Here is a 16,336-nt window from a genome sequence, read left to right as displayed (position 1 = left end):
GTGGGTCAGCGGAGCGCGCCGGCAAGGGCGGCGTCGGAACGGCCCTCCGCGGCGACGGAGCGGCCGTCTGCGACGCCGGAGCGGCCGCCGGCGGCGGAGTCCGCGGCCCGGGCCGCGGCGGAGGCGCCCGCCCAGCGGCCGGTGACGTAGCCGGGGGCGAGCCCGCCCGCGTAGCCGTAGTTCGACAGCCCGCCGATGTCGGCGCCCGCGGCGTAGAGGCCCGGGACCGGGCGGCCGTCGTGGTCGAGCGCCTCGCCGTCGGCGTTGGTGCGGATCCCGCCGAAGGTGAACGTGATGGACGGCTGGACCATGAGCGCGTAGAACGGGCCGGTCTGCGGCGCCCGCGCCCCGGGGGCGACCGGGACGCCGCGGGCCGCTCCCCCGCCCGCGGCCGCCACCTCGGTGTACCGCTCGAGGGTGGCGGCGAGGTTCTCGCGGTCGATGCCCCAGGAGGCGACGGCGTCCACGAGATCCTCGAGGGTGTCCGCGACGGCGTGGGTGGCGCCGGCCTCGACGGCCCCGGCGAACCGGTCGATGGTGCCCAGGCCGGGGAACGGCTCCTCGGTGCCCTCGGTGCGGCGGACGTGGTCGTCGAAGATCAGCACGCCGCGCGCCTCGGGCTGGAACGTGACCGCCTGGTTGAGCAGCTCGTCGCCCTGCGTCTCGTCGACGAACCGCTCGCCGCGCAGGTTCACGAAGACCGTCGAGCCGGAGTAGTACTGCGAGGACGGCAGGAAGTCCTGCGGCTCGAACCGGTTGACCGGGTAGCCGATGAGGTGGCCGTAGAACGTGCTCATCGCCGTCGTCCCCCCGGCCCCGGCGGCGCGGGCGAGGCGCAGCCCGTCGCCGACGCTGCCCGGGTTGGACCGCAGCAGCAGCCGGTCGGCGTTCGGCCCGACGTGCCGGGTCAGCTCGTCCCGCGCGCCCTGGAACCCGCCGGTCGTGAGGACGACGGCGGGGGCGTCGTAGCGGACCAGGCGCCCGTCGGCCTCGCACGCCACCACCCCGGTGACCTTCCGTCCGTCGTCGAGGAGCGCGACGACGGCGGTCCCGGTGCGGGCCTCCCCGCCCGCGGCGACGACCACGTCCCGGCACCAGGCCAGGATCGCCCGGATGTCGGTGGAGTAGCCGATGCCGAAGGTCATGATGTCCCGCTTGGGCTCGTCGGCCACCCTGACTCCCGAGGCACGCAGCTCGGCGAGGGCGGCCTCGTAGTCCTCGACCAGCCGGGTGCCGAGCGCGACGTCGCCCAGCGGGATGCGCCTCCGGTAGGCCTCGACGGTCGGCGCGGTCCAGAACATCCCGGCCGACAGGGCCGCCGACCCGCCGAAGGTCTCCTGCTTCTCCAGCAGGGCCACGCGGGCGCCCGCCCGGGCCGCGGTCATGGCCGCGGCCGAGCCGGACACGCCCGACCCGACGACGACGACGTCCGCGGTCCTGACCTCGTCGACCTTGTGATGGTGAGTCATTGCTTGTCTCCTTCGACAACGCGGGCCGGGGACGGCCCACGGTGATCGGGTGGGGTCAGATGCGCGTGAGCGCTGCGGTCAGGCGACGGGGACGCGGACGGCGGGGTTCGCGGCGGCGGGCTCGACGTCGGCGTCGAGCTCGTCGGACCCGAGCTCGTCGGCGACGTGCCGGGCGACGATGCCGCCGAATACGGCGCCCTTGCCCAGCGAGGTGCCCGTCATGTAGGCGGCGCCGTGGAAGCCGCCGGTGACCTCACCGACGGCGTACAGGCCCTCGATGACGTCCCCGTCGACGTCGACCACCCGGCCGGACGGGTCGATCGTCACCCCGCAGTACGTCGTCGTCATCAGCGACTTGGCCGGGTAGGCGTAGTACGGGGCCGTGTCGATGGGCAGCAGGTCGCCCTGCCCGTTGCACAGGTTGGTGCGCCCGACCTCGTCCGTGCCCTCCCCGGCGATCGCGGCGTTGTAGCGCGCCACGGTCTGCACCAGCGCGTCCGGGTCGATCCCGGCGGCCTCGGCGAGCTCCTCGATCGTCTCGGCCCGGAACACGTGGCCGATCTCCTCGAGGGTGTCGATGTCCTTGAGCGGGATGCCGCGGTGGGACTTCGCCCGGACCTTGGCGTCGAAGACCTCAAAGCCCAGGCCGCCCGGCTGGTCGAGCACCACGCGGCCCAGGGTCTTGTAGTCCAGGGACTCGTCGACGAACCGCTCGCCGTTCTTGTTCACGATGATCGCGCCCATGTAGTACGCGGTCAGCAACTCGTGGAACTCCTCCCCCGTCTCCGGGTGGGAGCCGTACGTCCCCGAGACGAACGACATGTCCGCCAGACCCGCGCCGAGCTTCCAGGCCATCTTCAGCCCGTCGCCGGTGTTGCCCTTCCCCCCGTAGGGGATGGCGGCCAGCTGCTCGGGGGCGAAGATCTTCAGCAGGTCGCTCCCGCGGGAGAACCCGCCGGTGGCCAGCACCACCCCGCCACGGCCCGTGTACAGCTCCTCGGTGCCGTCCGGGGCGGCCGCCACGACGCCGGTCACCCGACCGGACGGCTCGCGGACCAGCCGGACCGCGCGGCGCTCGAGCCGGGTCTGCCCCCCGGCCGCGGTGAAGTCCGCGTGCAGCCGGGCCAGGACCTCCTTGATGACGGAGTTGTGGCCGCGCCGGGCGGACATCCCCGAGCTGATCTCGACCTCACGGAACTCGACCCCGTGGTCCTTCAGCCACCGGTACGTCGTCTCCTGGTTGGCCAGGTAGGCCTCCAGCAGCGCCCGGTCGTTGAGGTGCTCCCCGGCCTCGAGCATGTCGCTCAGGAACAGCTCGGCCGAGTCCTCGATGCCCAGCTCGGCCTGCTCCGGCGTCCCGGAGAACGCGAACCAACCGCCGCTCATCGCGGACGAGCCGCCCAGCTTCTCCGTCTTCTCCAGCAGCACGACCCGCAGGCCGGCCTCCGCCGCCGTCGTCGCCGCCGACTGCCCGGCGATGCCGGACCCGACGACGACCAGGTCAAAGGTGTTCTCGGTGATGGACACGTGAATCTCGCTCTCATGGTCTGTGGTGGTCCGGCCGGGCGGGACCGTGGGGGTGCCCCGCCCGGCCGGGCGTCGGGGGCCGGCCGTGGAGCCGGCGAGGAGGTCAGCAGGTGAGCCAGCCGCCGTTGACGTCCAGGGACGTGCCGGTGATGTAGGAGGCCTGGTCGGAGACGAGGAAGGCGACGGCGTCGGCGATCTCCTCGGGCCGGGCGAACCGGCGCATCGGCACCTGGTCGAGCAGCGGGCCTTCGGGCGGCACCTCGCCCATCATCGGGGTCTGGACGAAGCCCGGGGCGACGCCGTTGACCCGGATCCGGTGGCCGGCCAGCTCGCGCGAGAGGCTGGCCGTGAGGTTCTGCAGGGCCGCCTTCGACGCCGCGTAGGCGACCGTCGAGGGCAGGTGCGGCGGGAAGACGGCGTCCGGCGCGCCGCCGGCGCCGAGCTTGGCGGTGATGGAGAGCAGGTTGACGATGCTCGCGGTGCCGTCGGTCGGCATGTGGCGGAACGCCTCCCGGATGAGGAAGAACGGGGCGCTGACGTTGACCGCCATCACCCGGTTCCACTCCTCGTCGCTCATCTCGAAGAAGGAGATCTTGCGACCGTCCCGCTTCGGGGAGATCCCCACGGCGTTGACGATGACGCCGATCGGCGCCTCGGCCGCCGCCACCTCGGCCAGCGAGCGGTTCACGGCGCTGTCGGTGAGGTCGCCGGCGAAGCCGCGGTGCTCGGCGCCGTCGACCCCGGGCAGGGTCGCGGCGGTGAGCTCGGCCGCGTCGGCGTCGGCGTCGGCCACGACGACGGCGTAGCCGGCCGAGGCGAGGCGGCGGCTGATGGCGCTGCCGATACCCCCGGCGCCGCCGGTGACGATCGCGGTCCGCGTGAGCGTCGCGGCGGCGGACGGGTCGGCGGTGATGGTGTGGGTGACGGTCATGTGTCTTCCTCAGTTCGCGGAGAACGCCGTGTCGGCGTCGGTGACGGTGACGGGCAGCGACCTGATCGGCGAGAACGTCGTCGGGTACATGATCTTGTTCGCCATCGTCATGATCATCGGTCGGATGACGGACAGGCACTGCTGCCACTGCTCGCTCTTCGCGAGCTCGGCGCGGCGGGCGCGCCGGTCCTCGAGGTCGTCGTAGGCCCAGAAGTGGTTGAGCTCGTTCTGGGTGCCGAACTCGGTGACGAAGTAGCCGAGGAACCCGCCCAGGATCGGCTTCTGGGCCGGCAGGCCGATGTTCTCGTAGGCGTCGAGGTACTCGGCCAGGCTGGCGCCGGTGTGCAGGACATAGGTGCGCTGCTCGACGATCATCGGGTCACCCCCGCCGGCACGGTGGGCGAGGCCCCCGGAACGGTGGCGCCGGCCTGCGGAACGGTGCCTCGGGCCGTCGCCCCGCCGGCCCTGGCGTCCTCGGCCCTCGTCTCCTCGGCCGTGAGGTACCGGCCGAAGCGGTGCGTGCCGCCCTCGAGCGTGCGCCCGTCGCCCATGAGGAGCATGTTGACGATGGCGGCGGCGATGGTGACGACCCAGAAGATCGTGATGGTGATGGTGCTGCCGCCGCTGAGCCCGGTCAGCCAGGAGGCGATGAACGGCGCGGGGGCGGCGAAGATGAGGTTGGCGCCGGTCAGGGCCAGGGCGGAGCCGGTGTAGCGCATGTGGGTGGGGAAGGCCTCGGCGAAGAGCGCACCCTGGCCGGCGTTGCCGAACTGGGCGGTGACGAGGGCGAAGGCGACCATCCCGAGCGTGAGCGGGAAGCTCCCCAGGTCCACGACGGCGAAGAACATGACGGCGGCGACCAGCGTGCCGATCGAGCCGACCATGAGGATCTTGCGGCGGCCGTAGACGTCGGCCAGGCGCCCGCCCCACCAGATCGCGATCACCGAGAGGAAGTTGGAGATCATGATGATCGTGAACGTCTGGCTCCGGGTGAAGCCGTGGGTGGTCAGGTAGCTGATGCCGAAGACCGAGACGATGTAGAAGGTCAGCACGATCGGCGAGAACGCCAGGATCAGCCGGAGCATCGTGGCCCAGTGGGTCCGGATGACCACGGCCGGGCTGGTCGTCTCCTGCGCGAGCTCCTTCATGCCCTCCTGGTAGACCGGCGTCTCCTCGACCTTCAGGCGGATGTAGATGCCGACGGCCACGAGCGCGATGCTCAGGAGGAACGGGACGCGCCAGCCCCAGGAGAGGAACGCCGCGTCGCTCAGCACGCCGGAGAGCACTGCGAGCAGGAGGTTGGCCGCCACCTGGCTGACCGGTGAGCCCATGGCCATCAGGGCGCCGTAGAACGCGCGGCGGTCCTCGGGGGCGTGCTCCATCGTCATCAGCTGGGCGCCCGTGGCCTCGCCGCCGAGGGCGAAGCCCTGGATGAACCGCATGACGACCAGCAGCAGCGGGGCGGCGAGCCCGATCGCCGAGTACGGCGGGAGCAAGCCGATGATCAGGGAGGCCACGCCCATGGAGATGAACGTGCTGAGCAGGACCTTCCGGCGGCCGATCCTGTCGCCGAGGTGGCCGAACACGATCCCGCCCAGCGGGCGGGCGAAGAAGCCGACGCCGAACGTGGCGAAGGAGGCGAGGATCCCCATCGCGGGGTCCATCTCGTTGAAGAACAGCGCCGGGAACACGGTGGCCGACATGGCGCCGTAGACGGCGAAGTCGAACCACTCGAGGGCGGACCCGAAGGTTCCGGAGACGACGGCGCGCTTGGCCTGGGGCGGGGCGGACGTCGTCGGGCGCAGCGAGCGCTTGATACGCGGCGAGGCGGTCTGACTCATCGGTGACTCCTTCGTCGGACGATCAGCGGGGGACGGGACTGGGGGTGGAGGGACGGGCGACGTTGCGGCCGGCGCACGAGCCAGGGGTGGCGGCTCTGCGAGGCCCTACGGCACTACGTGGTGCTGAGTGCAGACGCCGTCGGGAGCGGGAACGGACTTTGGTCCCGCGTTCTGCTGTGACACCAAGGTAGACATGCTCTTGCGCCGCACGCAAGACCCGGTAGTCTTATTGCGTGTTACGCAATGAAACTCCTGATCGGGTCGAGTCGGTCCACCGCGCCCTCGTGCTCCTGAAACTGCTGGGAGAGAAGGGGTCGCTCAGCGTGACCGAGGCCGCGAAGGCCCTCGACGTCAACCCCTCGACCGCCCAGCGGCTGCTCGTCACCCTCGTCGGCGACGGCTTCGCCACCCAGGGCGAGCGCAAGCGCTACGAGCCCGGCCCCGAGCTGCTCCGCCCCGGTGCCGCCCGTGAGATCCCGCCCCTGCGCGCGCGCCTGCGGCCGCATCTCGAGCGGCTCTTCGAGCGGGTCGGGGAGACGGTCCACGTCGCCACGCTCGTCGGCACGGAGATCCACCACCTCGACGGCGTGGAGGCCAACCTGCAGCCGCTGCGCTTCGGCCTGCGCATCGGCGTCCGCCTGCCGGCGCACCAGACGTCCGCGGGCAAGGCCATGCTCGCCACGCTTCCCCGCGAGGACGTCGACGCGCGGTACCAGGTGGCGATGCGCGGCGCCCGCGGCGCGGACATGAACGTCGACCTCGAGGACCTGCACCGGCAGCTGGAGAAGGTCCGCCGCCAGCGGGTGGCCACGAACTTCGAGGAGAGCGAGGCCGGCGTCGCGGCTTTCGCCGTCTCCATCGGCGCCATCGACGGCGAGCGCGCCGCGTTCAGCATCGCCATGCCCATCGCACGCTTCACGAAGGCGGATCTGCCGAAGTTCGCCGGCGCGCTCCTGCGCACCGCCGACGAGACCGCCGAGGCGCTGCTGCTCTGACCGCCCGTCGCTTCTCTGACCGCGCGTCGTCCCGGCGATCAGTCTCTGCCGGTCCGTCGCGCCGCCCCCGCACGCATGGGCGCGGGGACGCCGGCCGGCCGAGAAGGTCGGCCGACCGGCGTCCGCGAGGACCGGGGCGCCCCACGCCCGCACCCGGTGCGGCGTGGTCCCTCCGATCTCAGATGTGGCGTGCGCCGAGCTGGTCGAGCGGCACCTTGTAGGTCTCCCGCGCGGTGGCGACGGCGATCGCCGAGATGATGCAGGCCACGCTGGTCAGCGCCGCCGCGGGCCACCAGGCGTCGTCGTTCGCGGAGGAGACCGCCTGGATGATCGACGGCGAGAAGCCGGTGAGCACGATGCCGAGCTGGAGGCCGATGGCCATGCCGCTGACCCGGAACCGGACGTTGAACATCTCGCTGAAGAACACCGGGTAGACGGCGTTCGTGGCGCCGAAGGCGATCGTGATGCACAGGAACATGCCCAGGTAGATCATCGGGACGTCCGCTTCGCCGACGGCCCAGAAGAACTCCCACACGGCGGCCACGCCGATGAGGTTGCCGGCGATGAGCACCGGCTTGCGGCCGATGCTGTCGCTGAGCCTGGCGAACAGCGGCTGCGTCACCAGCGCGGTCGCGTACCCGAAGATGGCGGTCCACAGCATGGTGCTCGCCTCGATGCCCACGATGTTGGTGGCGTAGGTGAGCCCGTAGACCGGCACGACGGAGCTGATGACGATGAGGAAGGCGGCGAAGATGACGCGGACGACGTCGAGCGGCTGGTGCCGCAGCAGCTCGCCCACGGGCACGCGGGCGGCCTTCTGCTTCTCCTTGGTGTCGACGAAGTGCTTCTCCTTGGTGTCGACGAAGACCTCCGGGTCCTCGATCGTCCGGCGCAGGATCAGGCCGAAGACGACGATGACGGCGCTGAGCCAGAACGGGACGCGCCAGCCCCACGAGAGCATCTGCTCGTCGGGCAGGGCGGCGACGCCGAGGAAGGCGAACGTGGCGAGGATGTACCCGACCCAGATGCCGTTGATCATCCAGGAGGTGTAGAGACCGCGCCTGCCCTCGGGGGCGTGCTCGAGGGTCAGCGAGGTGGAGCCGGCCGCCTCCCCGCCGACGGAGAGGCCCTGGAGCAGGCGAAGCACCACCAGCAGGATCGGCGCGAGGATCCCGACGCTGTCGTACGCGGGCAGGCAGCCGATCAGGAACGTGGCGATGCCCATGACGAGCAGCGTCGCGATCATGACGTTGCGCCGGCCGAGCCGGTCGCCGAAGTGCCCGGCGAGGAAGCCGCCCAGCGGGCGGGCCAGGTAGGCCACGCCGTAGGAGCCCAGGGAGAGCAGCAGGCCGGTGGCTCCGGCGTCGGGGAAGAACACCTGGCTGAACACCAGGGCCGAGGCTGACGCGTAGATGTACATGTCGTAGTACTCGAGCGCGCCGCCGAAGAATCCGGCGAGGGACGAACGCTTGCCCTGGTTCGTCGTGCGGCCCGTGCCGGCGGCCGCCGAGGCCGGGGGCCTGACGCTGGTCGTCGTCATTGACTGGTCCTTTTTCTGGGAGTGGTAGAAGGGAAGCGGGCCGGGGCCACGGGTCAGTAGTCGGCCCGTCCGCCCGAGAGGTCGTAGACGAACCCCGTGGTGAAAGAGGCGTCCGGGGAGGTGATGTAGGCGACGAGCGCGGCCACCTCGGCCACGGTGCCGAACCGCCCCACCGGGATGAGCGAGCGCTGCACTGCCTGGCGCTCCTCGGTCATCCCGGCGATGAGCGGCGTCTCGATCGAGGCGGGCGCGATCGCGTTGACGGTGACGCCGCTCGCTGCGTACTCCTTGCCGATCGCCTTCACCATGCCGATCACGCCCGCCTTCGACGCGGAGTACGCGGCCATCTGCGGGTTGCCCTCCTTGCCGGCGATGGAGGCGATGTGCACGATGCGGCCGTAGCCGGCGGGCACCAGCCGGGCGAGCGCGGCGCGGGTGACGGCGAAGGCACCGCCGAGGTTGAGGCCGACGATCCGCTGGAACGTGGCCTGCGTCGTCTCGAGGGTCGGTTCGACCGGACCGAGGATGCCGGCGCAGTTCACGACGATCTCCAGGCCTCCGAGCTCGCGTGCCGCCTCGGCCATCGCCTCCTCCACGGAGTCGGCGTCGGTCACGTCGACGGCGCCGCGGTGGACGGCGCGGGAGTCCCGCGGCCAGGTGGCGCTCGCGAGGTCGAGGCCGGCGACGGCGTGGCCGGCGTCCGCCAGGCGGGCGACGATCGCCGCGCCCATCCCGCTGGACGCACCGACGACGACGGCGCGCTGAGCGGTGCGGGGCAGCTTGCGGGTCGTGCCGCCGGGTGCCGCCGCGGGCTGCGCGGCGTCGTGCTGGTTCGTGAGCGTCTGACTCACCAGGACTCCTTCGTCGAAAGATCAGCTCTGAGGAACGGGCGGTGTGGCGGGAGAGCCGGCCGGTGCATGCTGGCCAGGGCTGCATCGCCTGGGCCGTTGCTACGCGTCGTTGCGGCCGCGCCGCCTGTGGTGGTCGTTGCCGACGGATGGGTTGGTCGGAGAGGGAACGGACTTTGGCCCCGTGTTGCCGGGCGAGCACGAAGGTAGGTGAGCGATTGCGCGGCGCGCAAGCCCCAGGCATTGTTTTTCCGTCCTGCGCAAAACCGGCGGATGATGCCGCAGTCGGCTCGCGTGCACGAGGTTCCTGGAACCATGGCCGCATGGACGTGACGGACTTCCTGCTCCTGCGCCTGGCGGAGGAGCAGGCCGCGCTCGACGAGGCCGTGGTCACCGCGACCGGCACCACCGACGGCGCGGCCGGCACCAACGACGCCGCGGTTGGCAGCACCGCCCGTGCGGACCGGCCGGACCGCCGTCGCGCAGAACTGCGTGCCCTACGGGCCATCGTCCAGCTGCACCAGGGGGCCGCGGACATCTGGGGTTTTCACGGCTGCCTCACCTGCGGCAACGTCGCCGACACCACCGCCGGCTTCCCGTGCCCGACCGTCCGCGCGCTCGCCGCCGTCTACGCCGACCACCCCGACTACCGCGAGGAGTGGCGGTAGGGGGGCGGTGCGGTCCTCGGCACGAGGGGGGTTCGTCAGTCAGGGCCTGGCGGGCAGCCGGAAGACGGCCGAGGTCCAGAGCCAGACCGTGCCCACGCGCCCACGCTCGTCCGTGTACCGAACCTCCACCGCACGCGGGGTCCAGGCGGTCGCGACGCCGTCGACCAGGCGGTGTCCGTCCCGATTCTGGATCCACGCCAGCACGGGCACGGGAGGATCGGCATGCTTGACCGGCTCGCCGTACTCCTCGGGTGTGAGGGAGTGCGCCAGCTCGCCAGCGGGGACCGGCTCGGATGCCACCGTGCGAAGGTAGTTCGGCCGGGGGCGTCCGCGCAGGGGATCGAAGGTCCCAGAATGCACGGAGGCTGAGCCGTGCGACGGAACCGTGCTCGGCGGGACCGGGCTGTCGCTCGGGGGGCGGGCTGTCCCCGGACGGGCTCGAGCACGCCCGCGTCAGGGCCCGTCGGAGCCGGCCGGATACTCCTCCAGCGGCACCCGTCCGTCCCGCCACGCATCGAGGACCGGGGTGACGATGCGCCAGCACTCCTCGGCGACGTCGCCGCGCACGGAGAGCAGCGGGTCGGACTCCAGCACCCCGGCCAGGACCTCGCCGTAGGCGGGGAGCTCCCCCTGACCGAAGGTCGTCGACAGGGAGACCCGGTCGAGCTCCCACGGGTCGCCCGAGCCGTTGATGTCGATCTCGAGGTCCAGGGCCTCGGGCCCCATGCCGAGGCGCAACCGCGCGGGGTGGGAGGGACCGGTGAGTCCGGCGGGCAGGTGCGGGACGTGCTGGAAGGTGATGACGGCCTCCTTCCGGGCGGCGCCGATCCCCTTGCCCGACCGGAGCCGGAACGGCACACCGTTCCAGCGCCAGTTGTCGACGAAGAACGTCACCTCCGCCAGCGTCTCGGTGCCCCGCCCCGGATCGACGCCGGCTTCCTCCGTGTAGGCCGGCAGCTCCCGCGACCCGATGCGGCCGGCACCGTAGCGTGCCCGCCGGCTGTGCTCCTCCGGGTCGCCCGCTCTCGTCGCCCGGAGCACCTCGGCGATGCGGTCCCGCACGTCCCGCTCCCCCAGCGTGGCGGGCGCCTCCATCGCCACGAGCGCGAGCACGTGCAGCAGATGGCTCTCGATCATGTCGCGGAGCGCGCCCGAGGTGTCGTAGTAGCGGGCGCGTCCCTCCAGGCCGAGATTCTCGTCGTAGACGATGTCCACGCGCGCGATGTGCGAGGCGTTCCAGACGGGCTCGAAGATCCGGTTCGCGAACCGGAGCCCCAGGATGTTCAGCACCGTGCTCTTCCCGAGGAAGTGATCCACCCGGTGGACCCGCTCCTCCGGCACCAGCCGGGCCACGACCTCGTTGAGGCGGCGGGCGGACTCAGCGTCCGTCCCGAACGGTTTCTCCATCACCAGCCGCGTGCCGCCCGGCACGCCGATCTGCTCCAGGGCGAGGCAGGCCCGCTCCGTCACCGCGGGCGGGAGGGCGAAGTAGACCGCCACCGGCGGGGTGCACGCCTCCAGCACCCGCCGCAGGTCCTCGGCCCGGGCGACGTCCGCATGGAGGTAGACGGACTCCTGCTCAAGCCGGCGCAGCGTGTCGGCTCCCGGCTCGTCGTCGGCCCGCGGTGCGAAGTGCTCCCACGGCGCCACCTCGATGCTCGGCGCGACCGACAGCGTCTCCCTCAATCGCGCGGCCCACTGCTCCGGGCCCCAGTCGTCGATACCGGCACCGACCAGGCGCAGACCGGGCGCACGTCCGCCGGCCAGCAGCCGCCCGAGACCCGGCAGCAGCAACCGCCCCGCCAGGTCACCGCTGGCACCGAGCACCAGCAGCGTCCGGATCTCCTCGTCCGCGGACTTCCCGGGCATCGGCGGCCTCTCGTCGTCGGGCGCTGTTCCTCGGCCGAATCATCCACCACGGCGCGTGACCACGCCGCCCGAGCCTCACGCTCCCATCTCCGGCGAGGTGTCCTGCAGCGTCTCGGGCGACGTCTCGGGGCCACTTCTCCGGGCGACATCTCAGGCGACGTCTCCGGGCCACGCCCCCGGGGCTGGGCCACGTCCCCGGGGCTGGTCCACGCCCCCGGGGCTGGGCCACGCCCCCCGGGCCACGTCCCCGGACGACAAGTGTTTTTCGCGGATGTGAGGTCTACGGGAGCCAGGCGAGCGTGGCTCGCCGCCGTGCAGCGGGACGCGCACGGGCCAGCCCAGCGCGACTCGCGCCAGCCTGGCTCGCCGCAGTGCGGCGGGACGCGCACGGGCCAGCCCAGCGCGACTCGCGCGAGCCCGACTCGCGTCTGGCCAGCGGTGCTCACATCGACAAAAAGAGAGACCTTGGTCAGCCGGGCGCGACGAACCGGCATCCGAGAAGTGCCCGGTGGCCTGATCGACGGCGCACCTACCGGCGCGCGGTCACCAGCGACTCCGCCAGCACCCGGCCCTGCGAGCCGGCCGGAGCCGGGACCCCGAGCAGGTGCGCGACGGTCGGCGCGACGTCCACGTGCCGTGCGCCCGCCGGCGCCACGCCCGGCTGCACACCCGCCCCGCTGAGCAGGAACGCCACCTCCAGCTCCTGACTGGTGCCGTGCCGTCCCCGGGTGTGGTCGGCGTCGGCGGCGAACATCGCCCAGCCCGGAGCCGGCTCCACCACCAGGTCGCCGTACACCGGCGCCATGCGCATCGCGGCCTGGTCGTCCTTGCCGTAGATCCGGCCGATTCCCTCGACGTCCGCGAGCGCCGCCTCGATCCGCGCCAGCGCCCCGCCGTCGCCCGCCAGGTTTCCGACCAGGTGCACCGAGGTCAGCCCGCCACCGGCGAGCACCACCTGCGTGCCGGGCGCGGGCGCGCGTCCCGTGCCCACCCACTCCGCCTCGTACCCAAGGGCCTCGACGGCCGCCTCGGTCTGGGGCCCGTTGACGTGGTCGTAGGAGGTGAAGCCATGGTCGCCCAGCAGCACGAACGTGGTCCGCCCGTACGTGCCGGCGTCCTTCGTCGCCTGGACCACGCGCCCGATCTGCTCGTCCACCCGCTCCAGCGCCGCGACCGTCGCCGCGCTGTCCTCGCCGGTGGTGTGCCCGGCGCCGTCGACGTCGTCGCAGTACACCGCGAGGAAGTCCGGCACCTCGGGCACGGTCACCGCCGTGCCGCCCGAGTCCACCGGGCGGCCCTCGAGGATCGCGACGGCGTCGTCGCCCCGCCTCTCGCACGTCCCGCCGGGCTGGGTGTACAGCGCCTCTGGGTCGCCGTAGGCCACCCCACGGTTCTGCAGGATGAACCACTGCACCGAGGCCACGGTCTTCCCGGCGCCCGCGAGCGCCTCCCCCAGCGTCTCGACGGCGATCGCGCGCGACTGCCCGCGCACCGTCCCGGTGACCGGGTCGAGGTAGTAGGAGGCGTTGAGCGTGCGCTCCGGGTAGGCGCCGGTGGCCACCGAGGACCAGGACTGGTTGGTCATCGAGGACATCACGCCGGTGCCGGTGCTCAGCGCCCCACGCCGCGCGAGCGCCTCGAGGTTGGGCAGGTCGGCGCGCCCGTCGAGGTAGTCGGCGTCGAAGCCGTCGACGGCGAACAGGACCACCTTGTCCTCGTCCGGCACGTCCGTCACGGTATCCGTGAGCCTCGACGACGGCGCGGCCTCTGCGGGAGCGGCCGTCGCGGGAGCCGCCACCGCCGTCGCCGTCAGGCCGAGCGCCGCGACGGCGCCGAGCAGCACAGCAGAACGTTCGCGCACGAGAGCTCCCCCGGGTCCGAGCGCCGCGAGGACCGCGGCACGCTCGGGACGACGCTAGGGAAGCCAGGCGTCCATAACGCAGCAGGGGGATGAACGAGCCGTGAAGGCTCCGGGCGGGCCGCGGCCGTGGGGTCGGGAAGCCTGGATGTGGGCAAGTCGGAAGACGGGCGAAGGTCGGAAGACGGGCGAAGTCGGAGGACGGGCGAACTCAGGCGGCGGGGGCGAGGGCCCGGACCAGGACGTCGGCGTCACCGAGCGGCCCGGACTTCAGCAGCACCCACAGCGTGCCGTCCTCCGGGGTTGCCTCGGCCGGTGCGCCCTCGGCCGGCACGACGTCGCCGACCCGCAGCCAGGCGACGCCCGGCGCCTCGGCAGCGCCCACCGTGCCGTGGGTGATCCGGCACCGTTCGACCACGGCGCCCGACGTCTCGCCGCCGGCCGTCACCAGCCGGCGCACCCCGAGCGCCACGAGCGCCTCGGCCACCTCGCCGAGCGTCCGTTCCACCAGCTCGGCGGCCCGGTCACGGCCGAGCGCCTGCTGCTCCGTGCGGACGACGTCCGGCGGTGCGCTCGCCACCACCCCGACCGGCCCGCCGCCCAGGTGGTCCGCGGCCAGCCGGCGCGCCTCCGCGAGAACGTCCCGCCCGGCCGCGACCTCGCTGGGCCGGAAGCGCAGCACCGGCCACCGGGCCTCGAATCGGCGCACCTGCTCGAGCGTCTCCGCCGTGCAGCTGCCGGCGAGGAGCGCACCGGGCAGGTCGGGCGGCGGGTACTCCGCCGACAGGTGCTCGGCCGGCAGGTGCTCGGCAGGCAGATGCTCACCCGGGGGCGCCCCCGACCGGTGCCCCCGATGGACGGCCGACGTGGCGGGGGCAGCCGGGCCCGGGAGGACGCCGGCGAGGAGGGCGGTCGCCAGGCCCGCCGCTCCCGTCACCAGCGGGTGCGCCCGGGCGACCTCACCGAGGACGGCGAGGTCGGCGTCGTCCACCGCGTCGGCGACGACGTACCGCACCCCGGACGCCGCGAGCCGCTCGAGCGTGGCGCGGGCGCCCTCGGCCCCGCCCGTCAGCGCCTGGTGCGGCAGCAGCCCCACGCTCACCCGCGTCTGGCGGGCCAGACGCCGGACGAGGTCCGCGTCCGTGCGGGGCGTGAGCGGGTGGTCGCCGGCGGCCTCGGACACCAGCCGGTCGCCGACGAACAGGTGCCCCTGGTACACCGTCCGTCCGTAGCGCGGCACCGCCGGGCAGAACAGGACCACGGCGGGTTCGCTGCCGCCGCGACGGCGAACCTCCGCGCACAGCGCGTCCGCCACGGGGCCGATGTTGCCCGCGTCGGTGGAGTCGAACGTCGAGCTGTACTTCTGGAACAGCTGCGACGCACCGACCCCGAGCAGCCAGCCGGCCGCCGCCGCGGACCGACCGGCGGCCGCGCCGGCCTCCACCGAGCGGGTCTTGAGGCCGACGACGGCGACGTCGCCACCCCTCCACGCCCGGTCCGGCGGCGGGACCCCGAGATGCAGCTCGACCCGGGCGCCGGCCTCCCGCAGCGTGGCGGCGACGTCGACGGCGCCGGTGTAGTCGTCGGCGACGACGCCGAGCCGCGGACGGGAAGGCCGCAGCCCCGGGGCGGCGTCACCGCCCGGCGCCGGAGAACCCGGCGCCGCTCCGGTCACGAACGCTCCTCGACCTCACCCAGCTTCTCCACCGCGGCCTCCATCGGCCCGCGGTCCACCATCTCGGCAACGTCGGGCGCCTCCCCGGCGCGGAGGGTGCCGAGCTCCTGCATGCGCTCGACGGTGTACTGGAGCCGGTCCTCCTCCAGCCCGACGTTCTTCGGGTAGGCCTGGACCTCCTCCATGTAGGTCTCCCAGGCACCGTCGATGACCTTCTCGTCGAAGCCGGTGGCCTCCGCGATGATCGGCACCACGGCCTCCCGGTCGTCGTACATGGTCCGGTGCGCCTTGGTGATGGCCTCGGCGAACCCCTCCGCCGCGTCCTGGTTCTCCTCAAGCCACCCGGCGTCGACGAAGTACACGCCGTAGAAGTAGTCCGGCTCGACCTCGTACAGGTTCACCAGCGGGTGCAGGGTGTCGTCCTTGTTCGTCGCCTCGATGGCCTGCTCGGGGTGAAGGATCGCGGAGGAGATCTGGCCCTGCAGGAGGGCGCCGATGTAGGCGTTGGCGTTGACCGAGACGTACTGGACGTCCTTGGCCGTCAGGCCGGCGTCCTCCAGCACCATGCGGGTCATGACCTCGCGGAAGGCGCCGACCTCCTGGATGCCGACCGGCTTGCCCTTGAGGTCCTCCGGCGACTCGATGTCCTCGGGCACGACCATCTCGACCTCGAGGCGGTCGGTGTAGCTGGCGATGACCTTGACCTCCCCGCCGCCCGCGAAGGCGTTGATCACCGGCTCGATGCTCGAGCCGCCGACCTCGAACTGCCCGCCGACGACGCCGGTGGTCACCGAGGACCCGGACTTGAGGTTGGAGATCTCGACGGCCAGGCCGACCTCGTCGAAGTAGCCCATCTCGTCGGCGACGGCGACGTCGGAGTTGGCGAAGCTCGTCGTGCTGGTGGGCATGGCGACGCGCAGGGTGGTCGTGCCGCCACCGGCACCGCCTCCCGTGCCGCCGCCGCCACCCGGCTCGGCCCCGCCGTCGTCCCCGCCGCAGGCCGCGAGGGCGATCAGCAGCGGCACCATGCCTGTCGCGATGAGCGGGCGACGCCGTCGCCCGAGCTGGATCTTCATGACGGACCCACTTCCTCGTTGGTTGGTCCGGGACGTCAG

General features: G+C 72.7%; 14 protein-coding genes. 2 read left to right on the top strand and 12 right to left on the bottom strand.

Going from position 1 to position 16,336, the window contains the following annotated elements; all coding sequences use genetic code 11:
• Window positions 1-5: 5 nt before the first annotated feature.
• The 5 genes from ABD774_RS12405 to ABD774_RS12385 all read right to left on the bottom strand — a co-directional run bounded on the left by ABD774_RS12405 (window position 6) and on the right by ABD774_RS12385 (window position 5,768).
• A complete protein-coding gene (locus ABD774_RS12405) occupies window positions 6-1,469 on the bottom strand; it encodes an FAD-dependent oxidoreductase (RefSeq protein WP_345041590.1) in 1,464 nt (487 codons plus the stop codon).
• 78 nt (window positions 1,470-1,547) lie between these two features.
• On the bottom strand, window positions 1,548-2,996 hold the full coding sequence (locus tag ABD774_RS12400; RefSeq protein ID WP_345041588.1) for an FAD-dependent oxidoreductase: 1,449 nt from the start codon (window positions 2,994-2,996) through the stop codon (window positions 1,548-1,550).
• Between the two features lie 103 nt (window positions 2,997-3,099).
• The gene (locus ABD774_RS12395) at window positions 3,100-3,927 is read right to left on the bottom strand and encodes an SDR family NAD(P)-dependent oxidoreductase (protein WP_345041586.1); all 828 of its coding nucleotides are present in this window, start codon (window positions 3,925-3,927) and stop codon (window positions 3,100-3,102) included.
• Between the two features lie 9 nt (window positions 3,928-3,936).
• Window positions 3,937-4,302 (bottom strand): NIPSNAP family protein, encoded by a 366-nt coding sequence (locus tag ABD774_RS12390; RefSeq protein WP_345041584.1) that lies wholly within the window; start codon window positions 4,300-4,302, stop codon window positions 3,937-3,939.
• Entirely contained in the window at window positions 4,299-5,768 is a 1,470-nt protein-coding gene (locus ABD774_RS12385; RefSeq protein ID WP_345041582.1) for an MFS transporter, read from the bottom strand. Before ABD774_RS12385 ends, ABD774_RS12390 begins: the two co-directional genes overlap by 4 nt.
• Window positions 5,769-6,001: 233 nt before the next feature.
• On the opposite strand from ABD774_RS12385, the gene ABD774_RS12380 reads away from it, so the two are divergent.
• Complete coding sequence (locus tag ABD774_RS12380) at window positions 6,002-6,763, top strand: IclR family transcriptional regulator (protein ID WP_345041580.1); 762 nt, start codon at window positions 6,002-6,004, stop codon at window positions 6,761-6,763.
• A gap of 178 nt (window positions 6,764-6,941) precedes the next feature.
• Here the strand turns inward: ABD774_RS12380 and ABD774_RS12375 are convergent, their stop codons facing one another.
• Entirely contained in the window at window positions 6,942-8,303 is a 1,362-nt protein-coding gene (locus ABD774_RS12375; protein WP_345041578.1) for an MFS transporter, read from the bottom strand.
• A 53-nt stretch (window positions 8,304-8,356) separates the two neighbouring features.
• Window positions 8,357-9,154: an SDR family NAD(P)-dependent oxidoreductase gene (locus ABD774_RS12370; RefSeq protein WP_345041576.1), complete on the bottom strand. Its 798-nt coding sequence runs from the start codon at window positions 9,152-9,154 to the stop codon at window positions 8,357-8,359.
• Window positions 9,155-9,474: 320 nt separating this feature from the next.
• Between ABD774_RS12370 and ABD774_RS12365 the strand changes: the two genes are divergently transcribed.
• Complete coding sequence (locus ABD774_RS12365; protein ID WP_345041574.1) at window positions 9,475-9,819, top strand: DUF6221 family protein; 345 nt, start codon at window positions 9,475-9,477, stop codon at window positions 9,817-9,819.
• Window positions 9,820-9,858: 39 nt separating this feature from the next.
• Here ABD774_RS12365 and ABD774_RS12360 read toward each other — a convergent pair whose 3' ends face one another.
• From ABD774_RS12360 to ABD774_RS12340, 5 genes are all read right to left on the bottom strand, one after another.
• On the bottom strand, window positions 9,859-10,119 hold the full coding sequence (locus ABD774_RS12360; protein ID WP_345041571.1) for a hypothetical protein: 261 nt from the start codon (window positions 10,117-10,119) through the stop codon (window positions 9,859-9,861).
• A 153-nt stretch (window positions 10,120-10,272) separates the two neighbouring features.
• Window positions 10,273-11,688 (bottom strand): glucose-6-phosphate dehydrogenase, encoded by a 1,416-nt coding sequence (locus ABD774_RS12355; protein ID WP_345041569.1) that lies wholly within the window; start codon window positions 11,686-11,688, stop codon window positions 10,273-10,275.
• Between the two features lie 529 nt (window positions 11,689-12,217).
• On the bottom strand, window positions 12,218-13,549 hold the full coding sequence (locus tag ABD774_RS12350) for an alkaline phosphatase family protein (RefSeq protein WP_345041567.1): 1,332 nt from the start codon (window positions 13,547-13,549) through the stop codon (window positions 12,218-12,220).
• 208 nt (window positions 13,550-13,757) lie between these two features.
• The gene (locus tag ABD774_RS12345) at window positions 13,758-15,221 is read right to left on the bottom strand and encodes a four-carbon acid sugar kinase family protein (RefSeq protein WP_345041564.1); all 1,464 of its coding nucleotides are present in this window, start codon (window positions 15,219-15,221) and stop codon (window positions 13,758-13,760) included.
• Window positions 15,218-16,297, bottom strand: a complete 1,080-nt coding sequence (locus ABD774_RS12340; protein WP_345041562.1) for an ABC transporter substrate-binding protein — start codon at window positions 16,295-16,297, stop codon at window positions 15,218-15,220. The genes ABD774_RS12345 and ABD774_RS12340 overlap by 4 nt, the downstream gene beginning before the upstream one ends.
• Between the last annotated feature and the right edge of the window lie 39 nt (window positions 16,298-16,336).

It is taken from the genome of Georgenia daeguensis (assembly GCF_039537705.1).
In the GTDB taxonomy this organism is placed as follows: Bacteria; Actinomycetota; Actinomycetes; order Actinomycetales; family Actinomycetaceae; genus Georgenia; species Georgenia daeguensis.
This window is presented reverse-complemented; position numbering and strand designations above follow the sequence as displayed.